26 protein-coding genes and 1 tRNA gene are annotated in these 20033 nt (G+C 67.2%); 24 read left to right on the forward strand and 3 right to left on the reverse strand.

Annotated elements, in window-relative coordinates; translation table 11 throughout:
* Positions 1-8: 8 nt before the first annotated feature.
* From L0966_RS07080 to pheT, 6 genes are all read left to right on the forward strand, one after another.
* Positions 9-1028 carry a TRAP transporter substrate-binding protein gene (locus L0966_RS07080; RefSeq protein ID WP_234051149.1) on the forward strand — a complete coding sequence of 340 codons (1020 nt, stop codon included), beginning with the start codon at positions 9-11 and terminating at the stop codon, positions 1026-1028.
* Between the two features lie 91 nt (positions 1029-1119).
* Entirely contained in the window at positions 1120-1314 is a 195-nt protein-coding gene (locus L0966_RS07085) for a hypothetical protein (protein ID WP_234051150.1), read from the forward strand.
* A gap of 186 nt (positions 1315-1500) precedes the next feature.
* Positions 1501-1701, forward strand: coding sequence for a 50S ribosomal protein L35 (rpmI, locus tag L0966_RS07090; RefSeq protein ID WP_234051151.1), 201 nt, complete (start codon positions 1501-1503; stop codon positions 1699-1701).
* Between the two features lie 31 nt (positions 1702-1732).
* Positions 1733-2095, forward strand: a complete 363-nt coding sequence (gene rplT, locus L0966_RS07095) for a 50S ribosomal protein L20 (RefSeq protein ID WP_234051152.1) — start codon at positions 1733-1735, stop codon at positions 2093-2095.
* A 224-nt stretch (positions 2096-2319) separates the two neighbouring features.
* The gene (pheS, locus tag L0966_RS07100; protein WP_234051153.1) at positions 2320-3420 is read left to right on the forward strand and encodes a phenylalanine--tRNA ligase subunit alpha; all 1101 of its coding nucleotides are present in this window, start codon (positions 2320-2322) and stop codon (positions 3418-3420) included.
* Positions 3421-3436: 16 nt separating this feature from the next.
* The gene (gene pheT, locus L0966_RS07105; RefSeq protein ID WP_234051154.1) at positions 3437-5851 is read left to right on the forward strand and encodes a phenylalanine--tRNA ligase subunit beta; all 2415 of its coding nucleotides are present in this window, start codon (positions 3437-3439) and stop codon (positions 5849-5851) included.
* Positions 5852-5908: 57 nt separating this feature from the next.
* Here pheT and L0966_RS07110 read toward each other — a convergent pair whose 3' ends face one another.
* A complete protein-coding gene (locus L0966_RS07110) occupies positions 5909-6154 on the reverse strand; it encodes a hypothetical protein (protein ID WP_234051155.1) in 246 nt (81 codons plus the stop codon).
* A gap of 259 nt (positions 6155-6413) precedes the next feature.
* On the opposite strand from L0966_RS07110, the gene L0966_RS07115 reads away from it, so the two are divergent.
* A complete protein-coding gene (locus tag L0966_RS07115; protein ID WP_234051156.1) occupies positions 6414-7913 on the forward strand; it encodes a phosphomannomutase/phosphoglucomutase in 1500 nt (499 codons plus the stop codon).
* A 164-nt stretch (positions 7914-8077) separates the two neighbouring features.
* On the opposite strand, the gene L0966_RS07120 is transcribed toward L0966_RS07115, so the two are convergent.
* Both L0966_RS07120 and L0966_RS07125 read right to left on the reverse strand, forming a co-directional pair.
* On the reverse strand, positions 8078-8863 hold the full coding sequence (locus tag L0966_RS07120; protein ID WP_234051157.1) for an SDR family NAD(P)-dependent oxidoreductase: 786 nt from the start codon (positions 8861-8863) through the stop codon (positions 8078-8080).
* Positions 8864-8959: 96 nt separating this feature from the next.
* Positions 8960-10159, reverse strand: a complete 1200-nt coding sequence (locus L0966_RS07125) for an MFS transporter (RefSeq protein ID WP_234051158.1) — start codon at positions 10157-10159, stop codon at positions 8960-8962.
* Positions 10160-10285: 126 nt separating this feature from the next.
* Between L0966_RS07125 and L0966_RS07130 the strand changes: the two genes are divergently transcribed.
* The 17 genes from L0966_RS07130 (at position 10286) to L0966_RS07210 (ending at position 19983) form a co-directional block, all read left to right on the forward strand.
* Entirely contained in the window at positions 10286-11200 is a 915-nt protein-coding gene (locus L0966_RS07130) for a LysR family transcriptional regulator (protein WP_370640649.1), read from the forward strand.
* A gap of 186 nt (positions 11201-11386) precedes the next feature.
* Positions 11387-11551: a Flp family type IVb pilin gene (locus L0966_RS07135; RefSeq protein ID WP_234051159.1), complete on the forward strand. Its 165-nt coding sequence runs from the start codon at positions 11387-11389 to the stop codon at positions 11549-11551.
* A gap of 76 nt (positions 11552-11627) precedes the next feature.
* Complete coding sequence (locus L0966_RS07140) at positions 11628-12131, forward strand: prepilin peptidase (RefSeq protein ID WP_234051160.1); 504 nt, start codon at positions 11628-11630, stop codon at positions 12129-12131.
* 117 nt (positions 12132-12248) lie between these two features.
* Complete coding sequence (locus L0966_RS07145; protein WP_234051161.1) at positions 12249-13628, forward strand: M17 family metallopeptidase; 1380 nt, start codon at positions 12249-12251, stop codon at positions 13626-13628.
* A gap of 4 nt (positions 13629-13632) precedes the next feature.
* Positions 13633-14499: a C40 family peptidase gene (locus tag L0966_RS07150; RefSeq protein WP_234051162.1), complete on the forward strand. Its 867-nt coding sequence runs from the start codon at positions 13633-13635 to the stop codon at positions 14497-14499.
* Positions 14499-15173, forward strand: a complete 675-nt coding sequence (locus L0966_RS07155) for a YggS family pyridoxal phosphate-dependent enzyme (RefSeq protein WP_234051163.1) — start codon at positions 14499-14501, stop codon at positions 15171-15173. The genes L0966_RS07150 and L0966_RS07155 overlap by 1 nt, the downstream gene beginning before the upstream one ends.
* Positions 15174-15260: 87 nt before the next feature.
* A tRNA-Glu gene (locus L0966_RS07160) sits at positions 15261-15336 on the forward strand.
* 587 nt (positions 15337-15923) lie between these two features.
* A complete protein-coding gene (locus tag L0966_RS07165; protein ID WP_234051164.1) occupies positions 15924-16133 on the forward strand; it encodes a hypothetical protein in 210 nt (69 codons plus the stop codon).
* Entirely contained in the window at positions 16130-16453 is a 324-nt protein-coding gene (locus tag L0966_RS07170; protein WP_234051165.1) for a hypothetical protein, read from the forward strand. The genes L0966_RS07165 and L0966_RS07170 overlap by 4 nt, the downstream gene beginning before the upstream one ends.
* Positions 16454-16717: 264 nt before the next feature.
* Positions 16718-16927, forward strand: coding sequence for a hypothetical protein (locus L0966_RS07175; protein ID WP_234051166.1), 210 nt, complete (start codon positions 16718-16720; stop codon positions 16925-16927).
* A gap of 204 nt (positions 16928-17131) precedes the next feature.
* A complete protein-coding gene (locus L0966_RS07180) occupies positions 17132-17416 on the forward strand; it encodes a hypothetical protein (protein WP_234051167.1) in 285 nt (94 codons plus the stop codon).
* Complete coding sequence (locus tag L0966_RS07185; RefSeq protein WP_234051168.1) at positions 17413-17742, forward strand: hypothetical protein; 330 nt, start codon at positions 17413-17415, stop codon at positions 17740-17742. The genes L0966_RS07180 and L0966_RS07185 overlap by 4 nt, the downstream gene beginning before the upstream one ends.
* 150 nt (positions 17743-17892) lie before the next feature.
* Positions 17893-18039: a hypothetical protein gene (locus L0966_RS07190; RefSeq protein ID WP_234051169.1), complete on the forward strand. Its 147-nt coding sequence runs from the start codon at positions 17893-17895 to the stop codon at positions 18037-18039.
* 82 nt (positions 18040-18121) lie between these two features.
* Positions 18122-18535: a Rid family hydrolase gene (locus L0966_RS22460; RefSeq protein WP_370640648.1), complete on the forward strand. Its 414-nt coding sequence runs from the start codon at positions 18122-18124 to the stop codon at positions 18533-18535.
* Complete coding sequence (locus L0966_RS07200) at positions 18532-19074, forward strand: MOSC domain-containing protein (protein WP_234051170.1); 543 nt, start codon at positions 18532-18534, stop codon at positions 19072-19074. The genes L0966_RS22460 and L0966_RS07200 overlap by 4 nt, the downstream gene beginning before the upstream one ends.
* Positions 19075-19233: 159 nt before the next feature.
* Positions 19234-19596, forward strand: a complete 363-nt coding sequence (locus L0966_RS07205) for a hypothetical protein (protein ID WP_234051171.1) — start codon at positions 19234-19236, stop codon at positions 19594-19596.
* A gap of 198 nt (positions 19597-19794) precedes the next feature.
* Entirely contained in the window at positions 19795-19983 is a 189-nt protein-coding gene (locus tag L0966_RS07210; protein ID WP_234051172.1) for a 2Fe-2S iron-sulfur cluster binding domain-containing protein, read from the forward strand.
* The last annotated feature ends 50 nt before the right edge of the window (positions 19984-20033 follow it).

The following is a 20033-nucleotide window of genomic DNA, read 5'->3' on the forward strand; positions in this document are numbered from 1 at the left end:
GACACACAATGAGTCTGACCCGTCGCACTCTGTTGCAGGCGAGCGCCGCCGCCGTGTTCACCGGAGGCGTGTGCGCCCCCTTCGTGGCGCGCGCCCAAGGGGCCGAATTCTCCTACAAGTACGCCAACAACCTGCCCGTCACCCACCCCATGAACGTGCGCGCCGGCGAGATGGCCCAGGCCATCAAGGCTGAGACCGGCGGGCGGGTGGAAATCAACATCTTCCCCTCCAACCAGCTCGGTGGCGACACCGACATGCTGAGCCAGCTGCGCTCCGGCGGCATCGAGTTCTTCACCCTCTCCCCGCTCATCCTGTCCACCCTGGTGCCCAACGCCTCGGTGAGCGGCATCGGCTTCGCCTTCCCGGACTATGCGAGCGTCTGGAAGGCCATGGACGGCAAGCTCGGCGAATATGTGCGCGGCCAGATCGCCAAGGCCGGCATCGTCGCCATGGACAAGATCTGGGACAACGGCTTCCGCCAGATCACCACCTCCACCAAGCCCATCGAGACGGCGGCGGACCTGAAGGGGCTCAAGATCCGGGTGCCGGTCTCGCCCTTGTGGACGTCGATGTTCAAGGCCTTCGGCTCCTCGCCCGCCAGCCTCAATTTCGCGGAGGTCTACACCGCCCTTCAGACCGGCACGGTGGACGCGCAGGAAAACCCGCTCGCCATCATTTCCACGGCGAAGCTGTACGAAGTGCAGAAATACTGCTCGCTCACCAATCACATGTGGGACGGCTTCTGGTTCCTCGCCAACCGCCGCGCCTTCCAGGCGCTGCCGGACGACCTGCGGGCCATCGTCGTGAAGAACATCAATGCCGCCGGCATGAAGGAGCGCGAGGACGTGGCGGCCATGAACGCCGCCTTGCAGAAGGACCTCGCTGCCAAGGGCCTCGCCTTCAACCCGACCACGCCCGACAGCTTCCGCGCCGAGCTCGCCAAGGCCGGCTTCTATGCGGAGTGGAAGGCCAAGTATGGCGACGAGGCCTGGTCGATCCTGGAAAGCTACACCGGCAAGCTGGGCTGAGTTGCCGCCCATTCAGGGAGCCCTCGAGCAAAGCGGCTTCGCTCGAGGGCTCCCCGTTGCGGGCCGTGCCGGCAAGGCGTACCAAGGCACAATGGATCAGGTCCTTCGCCTGCTGATGCGTATGGCCTATTGGGTGCGCCGGCCGCCCTCGCGTGCCCGCATCATCGTCATGGCCGCCGTGGTGGCCATCGCGCTGGCCTGCGTGCTGGTCGAGGCGGTGTGGGGCTGGCCGTCCTGGCTGACGGTGGGCCGCACGCCGCGAAACCTCGGGTTCCACCCGCTTTAGGGGTGCTGTCCACGGCCCGGCGGCGTCCGCCCCTTGCCTTTCGCGTCGCACTCCTGTAACGAACGCGCCTTCGGACCGGCCGGCGAAAAAGGGCTGCCGCGACGGTTCAGACCGCTCAACAGCAACAAGAGGCTGAGCGTCCATCGCCCCGCAAGGGTGTGATCGGTCGCGGCCACGGAGAGCCAAATGCCCAAGATGAAGACCAAGTCGGGAGCCAAGAAGCGCTTCCGCCTCACGGGTACGGGTAAGGTCATCGCCGGTCAGGCTGGCAAGCGCCACGGCATGATCAAGCGCACCAACAACCAGATCCGCAACCTGCGCGGCACCACCATCCTGAGCGAGAGTGACGGGCGGGTTATCCGCAAGCACTTCCTGCCCAACGGCTGACGCCAGTCACGATCTGTAAGGAGCTAAACCCATGGCCCGCGTGAAACGTGGCGTTACCGCCCACGCCAAGCACAAGAAGGTCTATAAGGCCGCCAAAGGCTTTTACGGCCGTCGCAAGAATACCATCCGCGCTGCGAAGTCCGCCGTTGAGCGGTCGATGCAGTATGCGTATCGCGATCGCAAGGTGAAGAAGCGGAACTTCCGCGCTTTGTGGATCCAGCGCATCAATGCCGGCGTGCGCGCCCTTGATCTCGACCTGACCTATTCGCGCTTCATCGACGGCCTCACCAAGGCCGGCATCGAAGTGGACCGCAAGGTGCTCTCGGATATCGCCATCCACGAGCCCGACGCGTTCAAGGTCCTGGTGGAGCAGGCCAAGGCCGCTCTGGCTTGATCGCCGCTTTGGCGTGATTGCCGATCTGGCCTGACATTTCCGTCTTTCCAAGACCTGCGAAAGCCCCGACGGACCTCCGTGCGGGGCTTTTGCACATGGCGTTCCCCATTTCGGGGCCTCCCCTTTCGGAGCCTCCCCCACTATAAGCGGCGCGACCCATCCCGCCTTGATGGCCGCGGGCCATCGGGCCCATCCGCGACGACTGGCATTTGAAGGACCGCTCAATGTCCGACCCCGTCAACTCGACCCTCGACACCCTGGAGCAGGAGCTCTCCGCCGCCATCAATGGCGCTGCGGATGAAGCCGCTCTGGAGCAGGTGCGCATCTCCGCCCTCGGCAAGAAGGGGCAGGTGTCCGAGCTGCTGAAGTCCCTCGGCGGCATGAGCCCCGAGGAACGCAAGGTGCAAGGCCCCGCCATCAACGGCCTGCGCGACCGGGTGCAGACCCTCCTCGCCACCCGCAAGGACGCCTTGAAAAGCGCCGCCCTGGAAGCGCGCCTCGCCACCGAGCGGGTGGACGTCACCCTGCCCATGCGCGAGACGCCGGCCGAGACCGGCCGCGTGCACCCCATCGCCCAGGTGACCGAGGAGCTGGTGGCCATCTTCGCCGACATGGGCTTCTCGGTGGCGGAAGGTCCGGACATCGAGGACGACTTCCACAATTTCACGGCACTCAACTTCCCGCCCGGCCATCCGGCCCGTGAGATGCACGACACCTTCTTTTTGCCGCCGGACGAGACCGGCGGCCGCAAGGTGCTGCGGACCCACACCTCGCCGGTGCAGGTGCGCACCATGCTGTCGAAGAAGCCGCCCATCCGCGTCATCTGCCCGGGCCGCACCTATCGCTGCGATTCGGACCAGACCCACACCCCCATGTTCCACCAGGTCGAGGGGCTGGTGATCGACAAGGGCGCCCATCTCGGCCACCTGAAGTGGATCCTCGAAGAATTCTGCAAGGCTTTCTTCGAGGTGGAAGGCGTGAAGATGCGCTTCCGCCCCTCCTTCTTCCCCTTCACCGAGCCGTCCATGGAAGTGGACATCCAGTGCGACCGCTCCCGCCCCGGCGAGATCCGCTTCGGCGAGGGCAATGACTGGCTGGAAATCCTGGGCTGCGGCATGGTCCATCCCAATGTTCTGAGGAATTGCGGGCTGGACCCGGACGAATACCAGGGCTTTGCCTGGGGCATGGGCATCGACCGCATCGCCATGCTGAAATACGGCATGAGCGACCTGCGCGCCTTCTTCGAAGCCGACGTGCGCTGGCTCTCCCATTACGGCTTCCGCCCGCTCGATTTCCCCACCCTCGCCGGTGGCCTGAGCGCGTGAGAAGGAGGCAGGACCAATGAAATTCAGCTATTCCTGGCTCAAGGAGCACCTGGAGCCCAACGCCTCCTTCGAGGAGATCGTCGAGCGTCTCTCCCTCATCGGCCTGGAGGTCGAAGGGGTGGAGGACAAGGCCAAGGCTCTTTCCGCCTTCGTGGTGGGCGAGATCCTCACCGCCTCCAAGCACCCCAATGCGGACAAGCTGCAGGTGTGCTCGGTCTCCATCGGCGCGGGCGAGCCCATCCAGGTGGTGTGCGGCGCGCCCAATGCCCGCGCGGGGCTGAAAACCGTGTTCGCGGCGCCGGGCACCGTCATTCCCACCAATGGCATGCAGCTCAAGATCGGCAAGATCCGCGACGTGGAAAGCCGGGGCATGCTCTGCTCCGCCCGCGAACTCGGCCTGTCCGAAGAGCATGACGGCATCATGGAGCTGCCGGTCGACGCCCCCGCGGGCGCGCCCTTCGCGGAAGTGATCGGCCTCGACGACCCGGTGGTGGAAATCGCCGTCACCCCCAATCGCGCCGATTGCCTGGGCGTGTCCGGCGTCGCGCGCGACCTTGCCGCCGCGGGCCTCGGCGAGCTGATGAATCCGCGCATCAAGCCGGTGGAAGGGGCGTTCCCCTCCCCGGTTTCCGTGCGGCTCGATTTCGGCGACACGCCGTCGCTGTGCCCGGCCTTCGCCCTGCGCGTCATTCGCGGCGTGAAGAACGGCCCCTCGCCCCAGTGGATGCAGGACAAGCTGCGCGCCATCGGCCTGCGCCCCATCAACGCGCTGGTGGACATCACCAATTTCATGACGTTCGACCGCAACCGCCCGCTCCACGTCTTCGACGCGAAGAAGGTGACGGGCGAGCTGGTGGTGCGCCGGGCCAAGGCCGGCGAGACCCTGCTCGCGCTCGACGGCAAGACCTACACCCTTGATGACACCATGTGCGTCATCGCCGACGACAAGGGCGTGGAGAGCCTTGCCGGCGTGATGGGCGGCGAGGAATCCGGCTGCGACGACGCCACCGTGGACGTGGTGGTGGAATCGGCCCTGTGGGAGCCCATCAATATCGCCCAGACGGGGCGCAAGCTGGGCCTCAATTCCGATGCCCGCTTCCGCTTCGAGCGCGGCATCGACCCGGCCTTCACGCTGCCGGGCCTGGATCTCGCCACCCACCTCATCCTCGACATCTGCGGCGGCGAGCCCTCCGAGGTGGTACTGGCGGGCGCCATTCCCGACACCACCCGCACCATCGCCTTCCCCCTTTCGGAAGTGAAGCGCCTCACCGGGCTCGACGCGTCCGAGCAGGAAATCCGCGACGTGCTCACTGCCCTGGGCTTCGGCCTGTCGGGCGCGGCGCCCGTGCTCGAAGTGGTGCCGCCCTCCTGGCGCGGCGACATCGAGGGCAAGGCGGACCTCGTGGAAGAAGTGGTGCGCATCCTGGGCCTGGAGCGCGTCCCGGCCACCGAGCTGCCGCGCGGCGAGGATGCGCGCAAACCCATCCTCACCCCCCTCCAGCGCCGCAGCCGCAAGGCCCGGCGGGGGCTCGCCGCGCGCGGGCTCGTGGAGGCGGTGACCTGGTCGTTCGTCTCCCACAAGGAGGCCGAGCTGTTCGGCGGCGGGGCGCCGGCCATCGCGCTGTCGAACCCCATCGCCGCCGAGCTGTCGGACATGCGGCCGAGCCTGCTGCCGGGCCTCATCCGCGCCGCCCAGGCCAATGCGGACCGGGGCTTTGCCGACACCGCTCTGTTCGAGGTGGGCCAGACCTTCGCCGGGGACAAGCCGACGGACCAGAGCCAGTGTGCCTCCGGCATCCGGCGCGGCACGGCCAAGCCCTTCGGAGCCGGCCGCCACTGGTCGGGCACCGCCGGGGCGGTGGACGTGTTCGACGCCAAGGCCGATGCGCTGGCGGCCCTTGCCGCCTGCAACGCGCCGGTGGCGAACCTCCAGGTCACGGCCGATGCACCCTCCTGGTATCACCCCGGCCGCTCGGGCTCCCTGCGGCTCGGCTCCAATGCCATGGCCCATTTCGGCGAGATCCATCCGGCCGTGCTGGAGGCGCTCGATGTGAAGGGGCCGGTGGTGGGCTTCGAGATCGTGCTCGACAAGATCCCAGAGCCCAAGGCCAAGCCCACCAAGGTGAAGCCGCAGATCGACCTCTCCGCCTTCCAGCCTGTGACCCGCGACTTCGCCTTCCTGGTGGAGCGCACGGTGTCGGCGGCGGACATCCTCAAGGTCGCCCAGGGGGTGGACAAGAAGCTCATCACCTCCGTCGGCGTGTTCGACCTCTATGAGGGCAAGGGCATCGACGAGGCGAAGAAGTCGGTGGCGGTGGAAGTGACCCTTCAGCCGCGCGAGCGCACGCTCACCGATAAGGAGATCGAGGACGTGGCGGCGAAGATCGTCGCCGAGGTCACCAAGAAGACGGGCGCAACCCTGCGCGCCTGACCGGTTGCGGCCTCGCCCCAGGAGGGACGAGGCCGCCACTCAAGTCCCCACGGGGCGTCAATTGCTCCCCAGCGTCTTCGCCTTGATCTTCTCGAAGTCCGTGTCGGAAATGGCGCCGGAGCGGTGCAGCTCCGCCGCCGTATGCAAATCCTGAAGGGAGCCCCCCGGCGCACCACCGCTGCGATAGGAGCGGTAGGCAAAAAACCAGCACAGGGGCAAAGAGATCGGCCAGAAGGGGATGAGCAGCCCGGCGATCATCCACAGCACCGTGGAGAACTTGAAACTGTTCGCTGTCGTCGACATGGAGACTCCTTGCATCCGCGCGCAATGGTTGCATAGGCAACAACAGCACGTTTAGGGTGCGCCTCCACCAAAATAAACCTAAAAGTGTATCAGCACGGCAGCGCCATTTACCAATCCGCGATGACGGATGGCTCTCCCCTTCCCCGCCGTGATTTGCGGCTCTTTCCGTCACAATTTTCGTGCTATCTCGCCGCCGCAAACACGGCCGTACAACCCGGCGGCCCATCGGGGCCCCATCAGCCGCGTGGAGAAGCGTCGCATGTTTCCCGTTCCCAAGCCCGTCTTGACGCCCAACACCTACGCCTACGAGTCCGAGCCCATGGTGAAGCCCACCGGCTTCCGGGAATATGACGCGCGCTGGCTGTTCCAGAAGGAAATCAACCTGATGGGCGTGCAGGCGCTGGGCCTCGGCCTCGGCACGCTGATGCACGAAATGGGTGTGCGCCCGGAGATCGTCACCGGCCACGACTTCCGCAGCTATTCCTCCTCCATCAAGCTGGCGCTGGTCAGCGGGCTGATGGCGGCGGGCATCAAGGTGCACGATATTGGCCTTGCCCTCTCGCCCATGGCCTATTTCGGCCAGTTCGCTCTCGACGTGCCGGCGGTGGCGATGGTGACCGCCTCCCACAACGACAATGGCTGGACGGGCGTGAAGATGGGCGTCAACCGGCCCCTCACCTTCGGGCCGGACGAGATGACGCGGCTCAAGGAGATCGTTCTTGCCGCCAAGTTCGACGCCCGCGGCGGCGGCGCCTATCATTTCGTGCAGAATTTCCCCGACACCTACATCAAGGACCTCACCGACCGGCCGAAGCTCTCGCGCAAGCTGAAGGTGGTGGTGGCCTGCGGCAACGGCACGGCCGGCGCCTTCGCACCCAAGGTGATCGAGGCGCTCGGGGCCGAGGTGATCCCGCTCGACTGCGAGCTCGACCACTCCTTCCCGAAGTACAATCCAAACCCGGAAGACATGGAGATGCTCCATGCCATGCGCGACGCCGTGCTGGAGCACAAAGCGGACCTCGCGCTCGGCTTCGACGGCGACGGTGACCGCTGCGGCGTGGTGGACAATACGGGCGAGGAGATCTTCGCCGATAAGATGGGCGTGCTGCTGGCCCGCGACCTCGCCAAGCTGCATCACGGCGCCACTTTCGTGGTGGACGTGAAGTCCACCGGACTGTTCGCCACCGATCCCGAGCTCATCAAGCTGGGCGTGAAGGCCGATTACTGGAAGACCGGTCACTCTTACATGAAGCGCCGGGTGAACGAGACCGGCGCCCTGGTCGGCTTCGAGAAGAGCGGCCACTATTTCTTCAACAAGCCGGTGGGCCGCGGCTATGACGATGGCCTCGTCTCCGCCATCGCCGTGCTCGACATGCTGGACCGCGCGCCGGGCAAGAGCCTTGCCGAGCTGCGCGAAGGCCTGCCCAAGACCTGGTCCTCCCCCACCATGTCGCCCCACTGCGCGGACGAGGCCAAGTATGGCATCGTCGACGCCGTGGTGAGGCACTATCAGGACCTCGCCGCCAAGGGCGCCCTGGTGACCGGCCAGAAGATCCGCGATCTGGTGACGGTGAACGGCGTGCGCGTCACCTGCGAGGACGGCTCCTGGGGCCTGGTGCGCGCCTCCTCCAACAAGCCCGAACTGGTGGTGGTGGTGGAAAGCCCCGTCTCCGAAGCCCGCATGCGCGAAATGTTCGCCGAGGTCGACGGCGTGCTGCGCACCCACCCGGAAGTGGGCGAGTACAACCAGAAGATCTGATCCCGCCACGAGCTGGAATACGCCACGGGGACCGGCACGCCGGTCCCCGTTTCATTTTAGGGCCCACTCCGACCGCAGCCCTTTTGCATGGTTACACCGCAGCGGTCTTTCCTGTGTCCTGACCCGGCGCCTTGAGGCGAACCGCGTGCCCCCTTCCGAACCGCTCAGGCGATGGTGTCCACCACGCCGCCATCCACGCGCAAGGCGGCGCCAGTGGTGGCGGAGGCCTGCTTCGAACAGGCGTAGACCACCATGTTCGCCACCTCCTCCGGCGTCGCCGCGCGCTGGATGATGGAGCTCGGGCGATGCGCCTTCACGAAGGCCACTGCTGCCGCCTCGACGCTGATGCCCGCCTTCTCCGCATCCGCCTTCAGCATCTCCGCCACCCCTTCGCTCAGCGTGGGGCCGGGCAGCACCGCATTCACCGTCACCCCCGTTCCTGCCATCCGCTTGGCAAGTCCGCGCGCCACCGCAAGATTGGCGGTCTTGGAGAAGCCGTAATGGATCATGTCGGCGGGAATGTTGAGAGCCGATTCCGAAGAGAGGAACACCACGCGCCCCCAGCCCTGCGCGGCCATCGCCGGCAGATAGGCGCGCGAAAGACGCACGCCGGACATGACATTCACATCGAAATAGGTCTGCCACACCTCGTCATCGGTCTCGAAGAAGTCGCCGGGGCCGTAAATGCCCACATTGTTCACCAGAATGTCCGCGTGCGGCACGGCCTTCACCAGCGCCGTGCAGCCCTCGGCCGTGCCGAGATCGGCCACGACACCGCTTACGGTTCCCGTGGCCTGCAGCGCCTTCACGGCAGCGTCCACCGCCGCGGCCTTACGGCCATTCACGATCACCTCGGCGCCCGCGGCCGCCAGCCCCTTGGCAATGGCGAAGCCGATGCCGAGCGTGGAGCCGGTGACGATGGCGCGCTTGCCCTGAAGGTCGATGTTCATGGGATCATCTCCTTGAAATACTCTTGACCTGGGAACCCGGCCATGGCGGCGGAGCTCCGCCCGCCCGGCTTATGACGGCCCGCGGGGCGGGAGGGCTCAGGCACCCTCCTCGGCGCATGCCAGGGTGCCGGCCTCTTCGCCTGCTGCGTCCGTGTTGCCGCGCCGCTCAGAAAGATAGGCCGTAAGGATGGCGCCAATCGGCACGAGACCGGCCACCAGCGGCACCGCCCACAGGCCCGGTCCGCCATCGATCACCCAGCCCCCCAGCGCCGCGCCGATAGCATTGCCCAGGTTGAAGGCGGCGATGTTGAAGGAGGAAGCCAGGCTCTGGCCCGCGCCCCTGGCCTTCTGCAGCACCCACATCTGCAGCGGCGCCACCGTGGCGAAGCCCGCCGCGCCTAGAAGCGCCACCGCCACCACCGCTGTCAGCTTGTCGTCGAGGGCGAGCGTCAGCCCCATTAGCACCAAAGCCAGCACGATGAGGCTGCCATAGACGGTCGCCACCAGCCGGCGGTCCGCTAGGCGCCCGCCCAGCAGATTGCCCACCACCAGCCCGCCGCCGAACACCAGCAGGATGGGCGACACCGCCGCGTCAGAGAAGCCGGTGATGCGGGTCAGCATGGGCGCGATATAGGTGAAGGCCGCGAACACGCCCACCCAGCTCAGCACCGTGGTCGCAAGGCCATAGAGCAGAGCCGGCCGGCGCAGCACCTTCAGATCATCCGCAAGGCGGGTGGTGGAGGGCGCGCCATGGTCCTTCGGCACCAGCAGCGCGATGATGGCGAAGGCCACCACGCCCACCCCCGTCACCGCCACGAAGGTGGAACGCCACCCCGCCAGCTGGCCGAGCCAGGTGCCGAACGGTACGCCCAGAATGTTCGCCACCGTGAGGCCGGTAAACATGATGGCAATGGCGGAGGCCTTCTTGTTGGCGGGCACGAGATCGGTCGCCACCACCGAACCGACACCGAAGAAGGTGGCGTGGGCGAAGGATGTGAGCACCCGCGCCGCCATCAGCCATCCATAATCGGGCGCCAGCGCACAGGCGAGATTGCCCACCGTGAACACGGCCATGAGGCCGAGCAGCACCTTCTTGCGCGGCCAGCGGGCGGTGAGCGCGGTCAGCAGCGGGGCACCCACCACCACTCCCAGCGCATAGCCGGAAATGAGCAGGCCGGCGGCGGAGATGGACACGCCGAGATCGGCGCTCACCTGCAGCAGCAGGCCCATGATGACGAATTCGGTGACGCCGATGCCGAAGGCTCCGGCCGCGAGCGCATAAAGTGCGACAGGCATGGTGCACGCCTTTTGGAAACAGGGGGGCTCCCGGCTCACCCGGAGCGGATGCAGCGCAACATGGACCCATGGCCGCTGGTGAACTAGCATGCGCCAGGTCACAACATTCATGACGTGGGTTCACAAATGGCCATGGAGGCGCCCCGCGACGCCAATCGGTTCGCCGAGATGGAGGTGTTTACCCGCGTGGTGGAGCAAGGCGGCTTTTCCGCCGCCGCCCGCGCCTCCAATCTCACGCCCTCAGCGGTGAGCAAGCTGGTGGCGCGTCTGGAGCGGCGGTTGGGCGTGCGGCTTCTGGTGCGCACCACCCGCAAGCTCCAGCTCACGCCAGAAGGGGCGGCCTTCTACGAGCGCTGCGCCCGCATCCTGGACGAGATCGCGACCGCGGAGCAGGAAGCGGCTGCCGGCGCCGCCCCGCGCGGACGGCTCCGGGTGAACGCGTCCGTGCACTTCGCCATGGTTCACCTGCTGCCGCTGGTGCCAGCCTTCCTCGCCATCCATCCGCAAATGAGCATCGAGGTGACCGTTACCGACCGGGTGGTGGACCTGCTGGAGGAGCGCGCGGATGTGGCGATCCGTGTCGGCCCCATGCGTGATTCGCGGCTTGTTGCCCGCAAGATCGCCAAAGGCGGCGCCATGGTGGTGGCGTCCCCCGCTTATATCGAGCGGGCCGGCACGCCACGAACACCCGAGGACCTCGCCCGCCACAACATGCTGGGCTTCACCTTCACCCGCATCGTCGAAGGCTGGCCGTTCCTGGACGGCAAGGGCGGCATCGTTTCGGTGCCCCCGCGTGGCAATGCGCAGGTGAGCGATGGCGAGGCCATGCACACGCTGGCATTGGCCGGCCTGGGCCTCGCCCGGCTGGCCGAGTTCCAGGTGCGGGCGGATGTGGCGGCCGGCCGGCTGGTGCCGGTGCTGGAGCATCTCAATCCCGGCGACGCCATCGATGTGCACGCCGTCTATGTGGGTGGTTCCGGGCCGCTTTCCGCCCGCATCCGCGCCTTCGTGGACTTCCTCGCCGCGCAGGTGCGCATCTGAAAGCCCCCCTTCCCTGGCGAGAGAGCATTAACCGTCTCCCCAGCCAGACGCGATGAGAGGTATTTTAGTAGACCGCCTTTACCTCCCCTCAAGGGGGGCCGCCTAGCTTTCCCCCTGCGGCCCACGGGCCGCGACCTGTCCGCCACCGGGATCGCCTGTGACCCGGGACCGTTTCGGAAAGCGCCCATGAAGCTCTTGATGTCCCGCTTCATCCACGAGGAGCATGGCTCCACGGCCCTGGAATACGGCCTCATCGCCGCCGGGCTGTCCATTGCCATCATCACGGTGCTGGCGCAGATCGCCACCACCTTCTCGCGCCTGAAGACCACCGCCGCGATCGCGGGCAACTGACGCGCGACACCGCGCCCAAGATGCCGACGGACCCCGCCGACGGGCCCCGCCGGGAAAGAAAAGCCGGAGGATGGCCATGGACCGGATGCACCTGTTGAACCTGCTGCTGCTGGGCCTCTACCCGGCCCTGCTGTGCCTGGCCATCGGCACCGACCTGTCCCGGCGCATCATTCCCAATGCCGTGGTGGTGACCCTGGCGGCCGCGTTCGCGGCGGTGGCCTTTCTCTCTCCGCTCGCCGATCTCTCGCTGCGGCTGATGGTGGCTGGGGCGGTGACGGCTGCCGGCTTCAGCCTGTTCGCCCAGGACATCATCGGCGCCGGCGATGCCAAGCTCGCGGGTGCCCTGGCCCTGTGGCTTGATCCGGCCCAGGTGCCGCTGTTCCTCATCGTCTGCGGCCTGATCGGCGCGGCGCTCACCCTGGCCGTCACCTGGGGCGCGCGCGCCCGTCGGCTGTCGGCGCCCCTGTCCCGCCCGGCGGCTCTCATCGCCCGCACCGGCGAAACCCTGCCCTATGGCGTCGCCCTGGCGGGGGCCGGCCTGCTGTTGCACCCCTATTCGAGCCTGATGGCGCTGACCTGAGCCGCACTGGAGCTGCTGTCCGACGCCCGCCGCAGTCCAGACCTGCGCTCGGCGGCTGCGGATCGCTCTTCTAGGATTGCGGCCGGGCGTGCTACCTCCTGAAGGGAGGAGTTCAACATGCTCGATTGCTTCGCCCCCTCTTCCGAACAGAGCCTGCCGGTGTGGTGCGTGCGCGCCACCGACCTCGATCCCGCTTCCGAAGCCAGCCCCCTGCCCGCCGCCGTGCGCGCCTTCGCCGCTTCCGCCGGCTTCAAGGCCGAGGCGGGCAAGCTTTTGCCCGTGCCCGGCGCCAGCGGCCTGCTGGCCGGCGCCCTCTTCGGCATGGCCGCGCCGGAGAAGGCCGATGCCTTTGCCTGCGGCGCGCTGGCCACCCTTCTGCCCCCCGGCATCTGGCACCTGGAGGGAGAGCCCGGCGACCGCGCGCTGGCCGCCCTCGCCTTCGCACTCGGCACCTACCGTTTCACGCGCTACCGCAAGGCGCCCGCGCGCGCCGTGCGCCTCGCTCTGCCCGAGGGCGTGGACGAGGCCGACCTCACGCGCAAGGTAGAGGCCATTACCCTCACCCGTGATCTGGTGAACACCCCCGCCAACGATCTCGGCCCGGCCGAGCTGGAGGACGCCGCCCGCGCGCTGGCCGCCCGCCATGGGGCGCAGTTCCGCTCCATCGTCGGCGAAGCCCTGCTGCAGGAAAATTTCCCCCTGGTCCATGCCGTGGGCCGTGCCGCCGCGCGGGCGCCCCGCCTCATCGAGATCACCGCCGGCGACCCCGATGCGCCCAAGGTGACGCTGGTGGGCAAGGGCGTGTGCTTCGACACCGGCGGGCTGGACCTGAAGCCCTCCGCCGCCATGCTGCTGATGAAGAAGGACATGGGCGGCGCCGCCAATGCGCTGGGCCTTGCCCATCTGCTGCTGGCGCGCGGCGCCAAGGTGCGGCTGAAGGTGCTCATTCCGGCGGTGGAGAATTCCGTTGCCGGCAACGCCTTCCGCCCCGGCGACATCTTCCCCAGCCGCAAGGGCCTTTCGGTGGAGATCGGCAATACCGATGCCGAAGGCCGGCTGGTGCTGGCCGACGCCTTGGCGCTGGCGGACGAAGAAGCCCCAGATGTGCTGATCGATTTCGCCACCCTCACCGGCGCCGCCCGCGTGGCCCTGGGCCCGCAGTTGCCGGCCGCCTTCACCGACGACGACACCTTCGCCACCGAACTGGCCGCGGCCGCCACCGCCGAATCGGATCCGCTGTGGCGCCTGCCCTTGTGGCGGCCCTATGCGGGCATGCTCGACTCAAAGGTGGCGGACACCAACAACGTCTCCTCCGGGCCCTTCGCCGGGGCGATCACGGCCGCCCTGTTCCTGGACAAGTTCGTGAGCGCGGCCAAGACCTGGCTGCATCTCGACCTGTTCGCCTGGAACCCGTCCACCCGCCCCGGCCGCCCGGAGGGTGGCGAGGCGCAGACCATCCGCGCCCTCGACGCGCTGCTCGCCGCCCGCTACGGCTGACGCCATGGCCCTGCCCCAAGGCTTTGACCCGCGCCTGACGCCCGCGCGCGAGGATCTCGCCGCCGCCCATCTGAAGGGCCTCATCGACGCCCCCCGCTATGTGGAGGGCGCCGAGCGCGAGGTGGCGGAGTCGGTGGCCCCCGTGCGCCGCCGCCCCTCGGGCGATGCCCCCCTCGACACCGAGGCGCTCCATGGCGAGCGCCTCACCGTCTATGCCGATGACGGCGAAGGCTGGGCCTTCGTCCAGCTCGCGCGTGACGGCTATGTGGGCTACGTGCCCTCGGATGCCCTGCGCCCTCCGGCCGCGGCGCCCACCCACAAGGTGGCGGCGCCGCGCACCTTCCTGTTCCCCGGCCCCGACATCAAGATGCCGCCCCGCGGCGCGCTCTGCTTCGGCAGCGAAGTGGTGGTGCGCGAGGAAAAGGGCGCTTTCGCCGCCACCCGCGACGGCTTCATCTTCATGCGCCATCTCGCGCCCCTCGCCGCGCGGGAGACGGATTTCGTGGAGGTGGCCACCCGCTTTCTCGGCGTGCCCTATCTGTGGGGCGGACGCTCGGCGCTGGGGCTCGACTGCTCCGGGCTGGTGCAGACCGCCCTTTCCGCCTGCGGCATTCAGGCCCCGCGCGACAGCGACATGCAGGAAAAAGCGCTCGGCCGCCCCGTTGCGCTCGACGCTCCGCTTCAGCGTGGCGACCTTCTGTTCTGGCCTGGCCATGTGGCCATGGTGGAGACGAGCGACCTGCTGCTGCATGCCAATGCCTTCCACATGATGGTGGCGCGCGAGCCCCTCGCCCCCGCATTGGCGCGCATCGCCGCCGGCGGCGCGGTGCTGCGCGCCGTGCGCCGCCTCGACCCTCCGGAGATTGCGTGATGACCGAAGCCACCCACCATCTTGCGGAGGTGCGCGCCGCCATCGCCAAGGCCTGCCGCGAATTCGACCGGCGCGCGGAGGACGTGACCCTGGTCGCGGTGTCCAAGACCTTTCCCGCCGAGGCCGTTCGCCCGGTCCTTGAGGCCGGGCAAAGGGTGTTCGGCGAGAACCGCGTGCAGGAAGCGCAGGGCAAGTGGCCGGCGCTGCGCGAGGCTTTCCCCGATGCGCGCCTCCACCTCATCGGCCCCCTGCAATCCAACAAGGCGCGGGAGGCTGTGGCCCTGTTCGACGCCATCCACACGGTGGACCGCCCCAAGATCGCTGCCGCGATCGCCGCCGAGCAGGCGCGCACCGGCAAGGCCCTTGAGCTGTTCGTCCAGGTGAACACCGGTGCCGAGCCGCAAAAGGCGGGTGTTCTGCCCGAAGCCGCAGACGCCTTCATCTCCGAGTGCCGGGACGTACACGGGCTCACCCTCGCCGGCCTCATGTGCATTCCCCCGGCCGATGCGGTGCCCGATCCGCATTTCGCCCTTCTGGCGGAGATCGCGGCCCGCAACGGGCTGAAGGGCCTCTCCATGGGCATGAGCGGCGATTTTCCCGCCGCCATCCGCCAGGGCGCGACCCATGTGCGCGTCGGCAGCGCCATCTTCGGCCACCGCCCACCGATCGCCTGACCCCACCCTGTGGAAAATTCCCCACCACCGCGAGGCAAGGCTTGCGGCCCTCCGGGAAGGCGGCTATAGAGACGGCCTTCCCGCGACGCTCCCATCGTCTAGCGGTCTAGGACGTCGCCCTCTCACGGCGAAAACAGGGGTTCGAGTCCCCTTGGGAGCGCCATTCTTTTCGAAGGCTTAGCCCCGCGCACAGCGAGACTTTTGTGTTCCCGGGAAAGAATTTGGGGAGTATGCGTCGGTGAACGTAGGCGGATTTCTGCGGGTTTGAGCGCACACCGCGCGGGCTGACGGAGCTTCGGACACATTGTCAACCGCACTTTGGCGACACGACACCAAACTAGGCTCCCAATCGCTGCTCAAGAGGTGATGCGGCGCCGAAGGTGCACCAACAGCAGGCCGCTACGGCGCTTTCCTTTTGTCTCCAGTTGACCCATCTCTGCCGCTCTGAAGAAGGGCTATTTCGCCTATGCCGAGCGGAATGTGGAGCGCTTGAACTCCCAGAGGGGCCGCGCAGCAAGCAGATGCTGGCTGCCGACCAGATCTTCGCGGCCGGCACCAGATCCAGCGATTCCGTGGCGCTAGAGCCTTTCCGTTCGCATTAGCTCACGTCAAATGCTCTAGCTTATTGTCTTGACGCGCTTTCTTCACGCGAGCCGGCATCCACTTCTCTCGAACATGCTCTCACCATGGCGGGCAAGGCCTCCTTTCTGGTCTACTCGCCCGAATGTCGGCCCTGCGCTTGCCAATATCGTGGCCAGCAAGGCCGCCTATGAGGCAGTGGTGCGCAGCATGAAGGACCTCGCCGGCCGCAAGATGGGTGTCACCCGATCCCAGTCGCTCACCTGGCTTCTGGGTGTCGCCATCACCGAGGCCGCAGGCCTTGAGGGCAAGGTGGAGTGCCGGCCCCCGGGCGATTGCACCACCATGCTCGGCGCGGTGAAGGCGGGCTCGGCGGAATGATTGCATCGCCTATTTTTCTATACTCAGGGCTACCGAGAGCGAGGGCCGGGGCGCGCCCATTTTTCGCCTCTTATGATGACGATGACTGGAATTCCGCCTTCAAGGGCGCCCTGCCCGGCATTGGCGTCGATGTGTTGAAGGAGAACCTGAACGCCAAGCGGGCCGAGTTGCAGATGCTGGTGGATGGCCTAGTGAAGGGCACCGACTTCATCAAGCACGTCTCCCTGGAAGAGATCGCCGAGCTGACGAAGGCGGACTTCCAGCCCTCGACACCGCTTCCGGCCTTGGTGAGCGCCGCCAAAAAGTTCAAGGCGACCTGAAACTTCGACAATCTCTACACACCCAAGGCCTATGCCGACCTTATCAGCGTGATGGGCGCGACGGACGCATGTATTCCACCGCTGAGCCCGCCGCCAAGGCCAAGTTCGAGGACATCGTGGACAATTCCTTCGCGCTCAAGGCACGCGGAAAAGCATGAGGCCAGCCATGATCCGGATCGAAGCGGCCAGCAAAACCCATAGCTCCAAGGCCACACGGCCATCGGCAATGTCTCCCTTACTATTGAGCAGGGTGAATTCGTCTGCATGGTGGGCCCGGGCGCGTGCGGCAAGAACACCCTGCTCAAGATGATTGTGGGCTTCCAGACGGTCTTGACCAGCGAGATCACCGTGGATGGCGCCATTGTGCGCCCACAAGGTATCGAAGCACCTCAGCCAACTGTTCCAGAGGGACACCGTGCTGCCCGGCACACGGTGGAGCGGAATGTGGGCCTCGGCCTGCGCCTTGCCGGGTGACGGCGGCGCGCATCACCATGGAGCCCCTCAGCACCATGGTGTTCGGCCTGGGCCTGCTGGCGAAGGTCGCCACGGCCTGTGTTCGTGCTCTTCTTCATAAGCCTATTCAATACATTGAATAACCCATCGCCGAGGGAGCGACACCCTCTGCAATTCTGCCAATCCCTGGGCGCCTCGCCGCGGCAGATCTTGTAGAAGGTGCGGGTGCCGACCGCGCTCGCCTGGACCTTCGCGGCCCTGCCCAATGCCATCTCCTTCTCGCTGGCGGCGATGGTCATCGCCGGGTTCGTCGGCACCACCACGGGCACGGGCTACCTGATCGTCTTCGCCCTCTCCAAGCTGAACGCCAACGAAATGCTCGCCGCCATCACGGTGCTGGCGTTCGCGGGCATCGCCCTCGTCGCGCTGGCCGAGCGAGTGTACCGCCGGCTGCTGCGCTGGCCCCCGCAATTCAACAAACGCTGCTGCATCGGGAGAGGGCCGCCATGAGCGACACCAAAACAGAAGCCATCGACTGCTTTTTCTGCACGAACTCCGACTGGGCCTATTTCGGCAATCCGCCCGTGAAAGCCATGGGCGAGCGCTACGGCCCTCCCGTTGATGATTACCCGGTCGATATCGGCTCGGTCTATGCCCGCACCGGGGGCATCAAGCTGCCGTTGCGATCGAAGGAGCGGCGCCACTATCGCTTCCTGGGGATGCGCCGCTTCCGCGGCATTCTCAGCAGGCCCATCAACCCTCCAGGCCAAAGACATGAGGCCGTCGGCGGAGATCCCGGCGTGCTTCGCCATCGCCGCCATCCAGCTCAGCCTTGATGGGGAGCCCGTCATCCACGTCATCATGACGGCGTTGTGGGTGGAAGGGCGCGATATCGAGAACACCGCCCCCCTCATCGCCACCGCCGCAGCCCTGGGGATGGATGGAGACGCGATCCTGGAAAATACGACAAGAATAGGGACAACACCGTGTCGCACGGTGTGTTCTGCGCACCATCCTACTTCTTTCGCGATGAAGGTTTCCGGGGCCAGGAGCGGCTCGACATGCTGGACGCCACCATCGCCCTGGCATTGAACAAGCCCGCCATTCTCCCCACCCTGAAGGTCGCATCATGATCCGCCGCACCGCCCCCGGCCCACGCCTTTCGGCCGCTACCGTCCATGGTGGGGCTCGTCCACCTGTCGGGCCAGGTGCCGGATGGTCGGTCCAACCCGGTGGAGGACCAGGGCACGGCAGGTTCTGGCGAGGATCGACGCCATCCAGGCTGAGGCCGGCACCGACAAAAGCCGGATCCTGACTGCCACCGTCTGGCTGCCGGCCATCGCCGATTTGGCGGCCTTCAACACGGTGCGGGATGCCTGGGTGCCGGCGGATGAGGCGCCGGCGAGGGCCGGCCTGGAAATCTGCCTCGCCGACCCCGCCATCAAGGTGAAGATCGGCTGCATCGCGGCCCTGCCCCGACGCCTGCGCGCGGGCCGCCCGAAGACCGCTCCCGCCTCCGGGAGCGGTGATGACCACGCTTTGCCCCACACAGGGCGCGGGAGACGGTGCTGCGCCCTCCCGCTCATTTGGAGACACATGGTGCGCCCTTGGGAGCGACCCTGCACATGACCGCCGACGCGCCCCTCGACACGCGCCTGAGCCCGATGGATCCGCGCGCAGCAGGAGCAGCCTCCATCGCCTTTCATGGCCTGGTGCGCCTTCCGCACATCACGCCGAGGGCCTTCCTGCCCATGCGCGCCATGCCGGAAATCACCCTGGTGGCGGGACGGGGCATAGAAGGCGACCGCGACACGATCGGCCGCGAGGAAGCCTTCTATTCCGACCCAGCCGAGTACGGCCGCCGGACCAGCCTGCTCGAGATCGAGACGCTGGAAGCGCTGCAGCGCGACGCCGGCATCATCCCGGGCTCCAAGGAGCACCGGCGCAATGTGAGGGTGGAGGGCGTGCTGCTCAACCATCTGGTGGGCCGCCGCTGCCTGCTCGGGGAAACATGGCCGGAGGCGACCCGCCTTTCCATTCCCTGCCGCCATATCGAAGAGATGACCGGCAAGGCGATTTTCGACCCGCCCATCAATCGCGTGGACGTCAATTGCCACATTCTGGAAGGAGGCGTGGTGCGCATGGGCGATGTGGTGAGGAGTCTCTGATGCCGCCCCCGCCGCATTCGCGCCGCCATCACCGCACGCGGCACCGAGTGCGATATGGTGCATCTGGTGCTGCAGGATCCGGATCACCGGCCCCTCCCGATTCCACCAGACCGGCGCCCACATCGACCTCTATCTGCACAACGGGATAACGCGCACCTATTGACCCTGAACGATCCCGTCTTTGGCGACCGCTACGAGATCGCCGTGAAGCGCGAGGCCGCCGAGCGCGGCGGCTTTACGATCACCTGCAGGTGGGGACGAAGTCGGCGTGGGTCTCCCCGGGGCGCCGCTCCGCTTGGCCCCGCGCCACAGCTCTTCACCGCTGGCGGCATCGGCGTCTCCCCATTCCTCTCCGCCTGCGCGGCCCTGCGGCGGGCGGCCCGCAGTGATTTTCACCTGCACATCATGGCACGCGGCGCGCCCCCGCTCGGTGCGGCCCTCAACGGGTTGATCTCGGCAGGCCCTGCCACCATGCGCGACACCGCCAGCGTGCCGCGCGCCCGACGTAGCGCCACGACGTAGCGCCACGACATGGCGAGGCGACTGGCCGCCCATGACGGGGACGCCGCCTGCCGCGGACCCGAGCCGATGCTCGAGGCCTTCGCAAACGCCACTGCGGGCTGGGCCTGCGCGCGGGTACACCTTGGGCGCTTCTGCGCGCCACCGCCGAAAATGCCGCCCGACGCCCAGCCCAACGCATGGGTGCTGGCGGGGGCCCGCATGCTTGAGGCACTGACCGGGAGCGGCATCGATGTGCCCCATTCCTGCTGCTGCGGCCTGTGCCGGGTGACGTGGACCGAGGGCGAGCCCATCCACCGTGACCGCGCGCTGAAACCGGCCGAGCGCGAACACACGCGGCCCGCCTACATCCCCCTTTCCGCCGGCCCGCGCCTGGTGGTAGATCTCTAGCCGCGCTCCACTGTGCCCCACAGATCCAGATGGCGCACAGACTCGACATC

The organism is Xanthobacter sp. NM-59 (assembly GCF_021401125.1).
Classification (GTDB): domain Bacteria; phylum Pseudomonadota; class Alphaproteobacteria; order Rhizobiales; family Xanthobacteraceae; genus Xanthobacter.

Bases quoted from the DNA above. Each gene is read 5' to 3' on its own strand.
- L0966_RS07135 (WP_234051159.1), top strand. From the start codon at position 11,387: ATGAAGCTCTTGATGTCCCGCTTCATCCACGAGGAGCATGGCTCCACG.
- L0966_RS07125 (WP_234051158.1), bottom strand. From the start codon at position 10,159: ATGCCTGTCGCACTTTATGCGCTCGCGGCCGGAGCCTTCGGCATCGGC.
- rpmI (WP_234051151.1), top strand. From the start codon at position 1,501: ATGCCCAAGATGAAGACCAAGTCGGGAGCCAAGAAGCGCTTCCGCCTC.
- L0966_RS07210 (WP_234051172.1), top strand. From the start codon at position 19,795: ATGCTTGAGGCACTGACCGGGAGCGGCATCGATGTGCCCCATTCCTGC.
- L0966_RS07120 (WP_234051157.1), bottom strand. From the start codon at position 8,863: ATGAACATCGACCTTCAGGGCAAGCGCGCCATCGTCACCGGCTCCACG.
- L0966_RS07115 (WP_234051156.1), top strand. From the start codon at position 6,414: ATGTTTCCCGTTCCCAAGCCCGTCTTGACGCCCAACACCTACGCCTAC.
- L0966_RS07185 (WP_234051168.1), top strand. From the start codon at position 17,413: ATGAGCGACACCAAAACAGAAGCCATCGACTGCTTTTTCTGCACGAAC.
- L0966_RS07150 (WP_234051162.1), top strand. From the start codon at position 13,633: ATGGCCCTGCCCCAAGGCTTTGACCCGCGCCTGACGCCCGCGCGCGAG.
- pheS (WP_234051153.1), top strand. From the start codon at position 2,320: ATGTCCGACCCCGTCAACTCGACCCTCGACACCCTGGAGCAGGAGCTC.
- rplT (WP_234051152.1), top strand. From the start codon at position 1,733: ATGGCCCGCGTGAAACGTGGCGTTACCGCCCACGCCAAGCACAAGAAG.
- L0966_RS07085 (WP_234051150.1), top strand. From the start codon at position 1,120: ATGGATCAGGTCCTTCGCCTGCTGATGCGTATGGCCTATTGGGTGCGC.
- L0966_RS07170 (WP_234051165.1), top strand. From the start codon at position 16,130: ATGATTGCATCGCCTATTTTTCTATACTCAGGGCTACCGAGAGCGAGG.
- L0966_RS07175 (WP_234051166.1), top strand. From the start codon at position 16,718: ATGGTGGGCCCGGGCGCGTGCGGCAAGAACACCCTGCTCAAGATGATT.
- L0966_RS07145 (WP_234051161.1), top strand. From the start codon at position 12,249: ATGCTCGATTGCTTCGCCCCCTCTTCCGAACAGAGCCTGCCGGTGTGG.
- L0966_RS07200 (WP_234051170.1), top strand. From the start codon at position 18,532: ATGACCGCCGACGCGCCCCTCGACACGCGCCTGAGCCCGATGGATCCG.
- L0966_RS07130 (WP_370640649.1), top strand. From the start codon at position 10,286: ATGGCCATGGAGGCGCCCCGCGACGCCAATCGGTTCGCCGAGATGGAG.
- L0966_RS07080 (WP_234051149.1), top strand. From the start codon at position 9: ATGAGTCTGACCCGTCGCACTCTGTTGCAGGCGAGCGCCGCCGCCGTG.
- L0966_RS07110 (WP_234051155.1), bottom strand. From the start codon at position 6,154: ATGTCGACGACAGCGAACAGTTTCAAGTTCTCCACGGTGCTGTGGATG.
- L0966_RS22460 (WP_370640648.1), top strand. From the start codon at position 18,122: ATGGTCGGTCCAACCCGGTGGAGGACCAGGGCACGGCAGGTTCTGGCG.
- L0966_RS07155 (WP_234051163.1), top strand. From the start codon at position 14,499: ATGACCGAAGCCACCCACCATCTTGCGGAGGTGCGCGCCGCCATCGCC.
- L0966_RS07140 (WP_234051160.1), top strand. From the start codon at position 11,628: ATGGACCGGATGCACCTGTTGAACCTGCTGCTGCTGGGCCTCTACCCG.
- pheT (WP_234051154.1), top strand. From the start codon at position 3,437: ATGAAATTCAGCTATTCCTGGCTCAAGGAGCACCTGGAGCCCAACGCC.